The 5900-nt window shown below is 71.7% G+C and carries 1 protein-coding gene; it reads right to left on the bottom strand.

What is annotated here, in order from left to right; translation table 11 throughout:
* Positions 1-38: 38 nt before the first annotated feature.
* A complete protein-coding gene (locus AB0J68_RS25075; RefSeq protein ID WP_363940634.1) occupies positions 39-5624 on the bottom strand; it encodes a GH92 family glycosyl hydrolase in 5586 nt (1861 codons plus the stop codon).
* Between the last annotated feature and the right edge of the window lie 276 nt (positions 5625-5900).

Below are 5900 nucleotides of genomic sequence, written 5' to 3'. Positions count from 1 at the left end.
CCGTGAAGCACGGCCCGCCCGACTGTGTTGTTCCCGGCTTACTTCGCGCCGGTGACCGTGAACGGTCGGGACACCGCCGTCGCCGACGTGGCGCCGGACAGCGTCACACTGGTCACGCCCGGCTGCGCCGAATCCGGAACGGTGACGGTCGCGCCGGAGACCACGCCGTCGCCGTTCGCGCGTACCGTGCCGACCGCACGACCGTCGCCGACGCTGACCGTGATCGCCTCGTTCGGCGCGAACCCGGAACCGTCGACCGTGATCGACATACCGCGCGGTCCGGACGTCGTGGGCAGCGACACCCGCGGCTGGTAGGCCGGGCCCGCCGGACGCGCGGTCACCTGGACGGTGGCCGTCGCCGGCGTACCCGAGGACGCGCCGGTGGCGCTGACGGCGTACCGGCCCGGGGTCGTGTCCCCCGACGTCGCGACGGAGGCGCGGACCGTGCCCGTCGCGGACGCCGAGACCGTCACGCTCCGCGTCGTGCCGGCGGCCAGAACCACCGTCACCCGCTCGCCGGCGGCGAACCCGCTGCCGTCGACCGTGACCGCGTCACCGGCGACGACCGGCTGAGCCCCGGACACCGCGAGCGTCGGCTGCGGCCCGGCACGCCGGACGGTAACGGTGAAGGTGGTGGTGCTGCTCGACAGCGTGTCCCACGCCGTGACGTGCACCGTGTAGGTGCCCTCCCGCGCGTAGGTGTGCTGGCCGCTCAGCGCGCCGGCCGCGCCGACCGTGACGTCGTCCGGAACCGTGCCGTCGCCCCACTGGACGCGGGCGCGGTAGCCGGTCGCGCCGGCGACACCGCCGGTCACCGACCCGAGGTTCGCCGCGAGGACCTGCCCGGCGTCGACGCTCTGGTCGGCGGGGGCGGTGGTCGCCAGCGCGGCGGCCGGCGTGCCGTCGTCGGCGACGGCGAACACGTGGATCCGGCCCGCCGAGCGGGGATCGCCGGTCTGCGTCGGCAGGGTCACCGAGACCAGCGTCTTACCCGCCGGGATCTGGTACGGCGTGGTGGCGAACAGGAACGGCTGCGCGCCGTCGCGGCTCGTGCCACTGAGCCGGTACGCGGATTTCGCGACCACGATGTTGCCGTACGACGGGGTGCCGTTGGCGTTGCCGCCCAGCGTCCAGTCACTGAACTGGATCGGGATGCTGGCGGTGCTGCCGTCGCTGAACGTCACCGTGCCGGCGGTGCTCTGGTTGCCCTGCGTGCCGGCGCCGATGAACGAGATGTTCCGGGCGTCGGACGGCAGGTGCAGAGCGATCGTCGCGCCGTTGCCGGTGGCGTTGTCCGGTTGCCCGGCCGGGATCTGCGGCAGGGTGAAGCCCAGCGCCGTGCCCGGCACCTGCTGCCGCTGACCCTGGGTCACGCCGGCCGCGGCCAGGGCGGCCCGCGAGTACGCCCACGACTTCGCGTCGCAGTCCGCCGCGAGGGTGCCCTCGTCGCCGACGCACACGGTGTCGAACGCCGCGGCGAGACCGTTCTGTGGCGCGTACGCGACGTCGACGCCGACCGTCACCGAGCCCTGGCTGGTGCCGTCGGTGACGGTGACGTTCGCCTGGTGGTAGCCGGGCGTGGCGTAGGTGTGTTCGCCGCTGACGCGGTAGACGGCCCGTGAACTCAGCGTCAGGGTGCCCTCGGTGGCCGGTGAGCCGTCACCCCAGTCGATCGTCGCCGAGTAGTCGTCGGCGGCGCCGCCGGTGACCGTGCCCAGCGCCACCGTCGCGGGTGCGCCGGAGAGCGCGTGCCCGCCGTCCGTGGCGGTCACCGTGATGTCGCCGCCGCCCAGGTCGAGGTCGCCGCCGGCGAGCAGCTCGATCTCGGCGAGGGTCGGCTGCGCGGCGCCGACGGTCTTCGTCACGACGAGGCGGAACTGGGAGTACCGCCCCGGCTTGTCGATCCGGAACGGCCGGGTCTGGTTGCGCCAGCGGAACACCTCGCCCGCGCGGGAGTCCAGGGTGCTCCAGGTGAGACCGTCGGTGGAGCCCTGCAGCCGCCAGTCCGCCGCGTCACCGGCGCCCGCGCCGGAGGTGAGCGTGTAGTACGTCGGCTTCTGGCGGCCGCCACGGGAGGCCCAGCTGATCTGCGGCGTGCCCGACGACGCGGTCAGCTGCGTGGTCGACGAGTCGTCGAACAGCTTCGACGCGTCCTGACCGCCGCTGGCGGTGGCGGTGCCCAGACCGGGTCCGGTGACGTCCTGCAACGGCTCCGGTGCCGCGTCACCCTTCGTCAACGACGGCGGCCCGTCGTCGCGGCCGGTGCCCCAGGACGACGGGTTCGGTCCCATCTGGAAGTCGATCGTGGCGCCCCGGGCGAGCGCGGACACGTCGACGGACACCTCGCGCTGCTTCTTGCCGTTGACCTTGACGCTCTGCACGTACACGTTGCGGGTGCTGTTGTTCGCGGCGTTGACCACGATGTCGCCGGTCGGGCGGTGGACGGTCATCCTGGTGAACTGCGGCGAGCCGATGGCCCAGTGGGTCGAGCCCGCCTGCAACGGGTAGATGCCCAGCGAGCTGAGGACGTACCAGGCCGACATCTCCCCGTTGTCCTCGTCGCCCAGGTAGCCCTGGCCGATCTCGCTTCCGACGTAGAGGCGCTGCATGATCTCGCGCACGATGGCCTGCGTCTTCGCGGGCGCGCCGGCGATGTCGTACAGGTACGGAATGTGGTGCGACGGCTGGTTGCTCATGCCGAGCTGACCCAGGCGCACCGCGCGAGCCTCGAGCATCTCGTGGATGATGCCGCCGTAGCCGCCGGGGCGGTCGGCGTTCTCCGGGGTGGTGAAGAAGGTGTCGAGCTTGTCGCGCAGGGCCTTCTGCCCGCCGTACAGGTTGATCAGGCCCTGCGGGTCCTGCTGTGCGGTGAACGCGAAGTTCCACCCGTTGGTCTCGGTGTAGACGCCACCCCAGTCCAGCGGGTCACCGGCGAGGAACGCGCCGGAGGCGTCGCGGCCCTGGAAGAGCTTCGTCTTCTCGTCGAAGAGGTGGACGTAGTTGCGGGCACGCTCCAGGAAGTACCGCGACTCCTCCTTGAGCTGGTCCCGCCGCGACTTCGGCGTGGCCGGGTCCTTCGCCAGGGCAGCGGCCATGTTGCCGATGCCGTAGTCGTTGATGTATCCCTCCAGCGCCCACGACACCGACTCCCCCGTGGAGGTCGGCGTGTAGCCGAGGAACAGCGAGGTCTCGATGCCCTTGCGTCCGACCGCGCCGCGCCCGGACGCGACGGTCGCGTCCTTGACGGCCGCGTCGTACGCCGCGAGCGGGTCGGGCAGCTTGACCCCGGTGAGGTACGCCTGAGCGAGAGCCACGTTCGCGCTGGTGCCGGTCATCAGGTCGGCGTAGCCGGGCGACGACCAGCGGGCGATCCAGCCGCCGTCACGGTAGTGCTGGACGAAACCGTCGGAGATCCTGGCGGCGACGTCCGGGTAGAGCAGCGAGTAGGCGGGCCATACGGTGCGGTAGGTGTCCCAGAAGCCGTTGTTGACGTAGATCTGGCCGTCGACGATCTTCGCGCCGGTCCGGGTGGCGGTCGACGTGCCGGTCGGCGCGGACACCGGGCTGGCGTACTGCCAGTGGGGTGCGGCGGCGGTGCCGGTGTTCTCCGACTGGGAGTTCGGGTACAGGTTCAGCCGGTACAGGTTCGAGTACATGGTGACCAGCTGGGTCTCGGTCGCGCCCCGCAGCTCGACCCGGCCGAGGCGGTCCTTCCACGCGGCGGTGGCGGCGTCGCGGATCGCATCGAAGCTCCGGCCGGTCACCTCCAGGTCGAGGTTGCGGCGGGCCTGGTCGACGGAGAGGAACGAGGTGGCGATCCGCATCGTCACCTGCCGCTCGGCGGAGACGTCGAAGGTGGCGGACGTCGCGGTGGACGTCGTCGGCGCGCGGTCGAAGGCGCCGGAGACGAACATGCGGCTGCGCCCGGCGGACAGGCCGCTTCCGTTGTCGACCCAGCCGGTGAAGGTGCCGTCGGCGCCGATGGTGAACGTGCCCTTGGCGAAGACGAGACTTCCGGTCGCCGGGCCGGGGCCGAAGGTGAACCGCATGATCCCGGCGTGGTCGGTGGGTGACATCTCCGCCACCAGACCGCTCTGCGTCGTGACCCGGTAGAGGTCCGGCTGTGCCGTCTCGTCGTCGTGCCGGAAGGCGAGCGCGCGGCTGGCGGGTGACCCGGTGAGGGGGCCGTCGCCGGCCACCGGCATCACCGACATCTGGTTGCGGTCGCCCATCCACGGGCTGGGCTCGTGGGAGATCGCGAGGCCCTGCAACGTGGGCAGGTTGGCCGCGTTGTTGGCGCGGTGGTACTCGTACTCCCAGGAGTCGGAGGTCGCGTCGGTCACCGGGGTGAAGAAGTTGAAGCCGTTCGGCACCGCGGTGATCGGCAGGTTGTTGCCGCGCGAGAACCCGCCCGTCGAGTTGGTCCCGCGCCGGGTGTCGACGTAGTTGGTCAGCCGGGAGCCGTCGATCGCCGCCGGCGAACCGGTCACCTCGACGTCGTCGAGCCAGCCCTGGAACCGGGTCTCCCCGGTCGCCTGCGGGTTGTCGTAGGCGAGCAGGACGCGGTCGATCGTCTTGCCCCGGGCGACGGCGCCGATGTCGGCGCGCACCGCGTTCCACTGGTCGGCGTAGAGCACCTTCGACGCGCCCTGGCCGGCCGGCGTCAGCGCGTAACCGTGCTGGTCCACCGCCGACCGTCCGCTGAGGTAGCTGCCGTCGGTGAAGTGCAGGTCGACGGCCGCGTAGGTGGACGGGTACCGGGCGTCCTGGCCGGTGAACTCGGGGAAGATCCGGTAGGACAGGCGGGTGTTCGGCCCGACCGGGATGTCGACGTCGAAGAGCCTGTTCGTCGCGTACGAGCGGCCGTCGGCCTCCGCTCCGCCGGAGTAGCGCAGCGCGGCCAGCCCGGTGAAGCCGGCGCTCGGCTTCGTCGTGTAGCCGCCGACCGGCCCGGGGCCGACGCCGGTGACCATGGGCGTGGCGGGCGGGCGGACGTCCGAGCCGTCGCTGATGTCCCAGCCGGCGAGCTGGGTCAGGGAGTTACCGGAGTTCGCGGAGATGGACAGCCGGTACCAGCCGTACGCGGTCGTGTTGGAGACGCGGTACGTGTTGGTGGCGAACCGCTTGGCGAAGCGCTGCTGCGTCTGCCGGTCCAGGTCCGTCCAGGTGTTGCCGTCGGTGGAGCCCTGGAGGGTGAAGTCGCGGGGGTCGCGGGTCGGTTCGTCGTCGGCAGAGGTCAGCGCGTACCGCGCCACGACCGCCGGCTTCGCCAGCCGGTACGTCACCCAGCCGGTCGGTTCGAACGCCAGCCACTTGGTCGACGGGTTGCCGTCGGCGAGGTTCGCCGCGATCTCGTTCGGCGGGTTCTGGGCGCTCGCGGTCACGGCATCGACCTGGCCGAGCAGGCTGCCGGGCAGGTTCGCGCTGCTCGATCCGCTCAGGTTGCCCTGCACGGGCCGGCCCGAGCTGTCGACCTCGACGGTGCTGGTGGCGGGTTGCGGGTCGGCCGACTCGAACGAGGAGCTGAAGGAGCCCGGTGGGGCGGCACTGGGCGCGGCGTTGGCCAGGGGCGCGGCGACGACCAGCCCCAGCGGCAGCAGGGCGGCGGTGGTCGCGGCTGCCATCCGGAGGGACACGGTGCGCGCACGAGGGAGATACGGCATGGGGGCGGGGCCTTTCGACTCGATCCGGTCGAGTACGTCGTACGTCTGGGCGGGAGGGGACGGTGGCTGCTGCTGTCGATCGTGGACGGACGGGTCGGACCTGACATCGTTGTCATCGGACGTGCGTGACAAGCGAGGGCAGAACCGTGGATGTTGGGCAGATGCTTCCGCGCAACCACGGCCCTGTCAATGGGTTGACCGGAAGGAAACACGCCGGCCCTGGGCGTTCGGGGTGGA

Origin of the sequence: Micromonospora sp. NPDC049580, assembly GCF_040675595.1 — a bacterium.
In the GTDB taxonomy this organism is placed as follows: Bacteria; Actinomycetota; Actinomycetes; order Mycobacteriales; family Micromonosporaceae; genus Micromonospora.
This window is presented reverse-complemented; position numbering and strand designations above follow the sequence as displayed.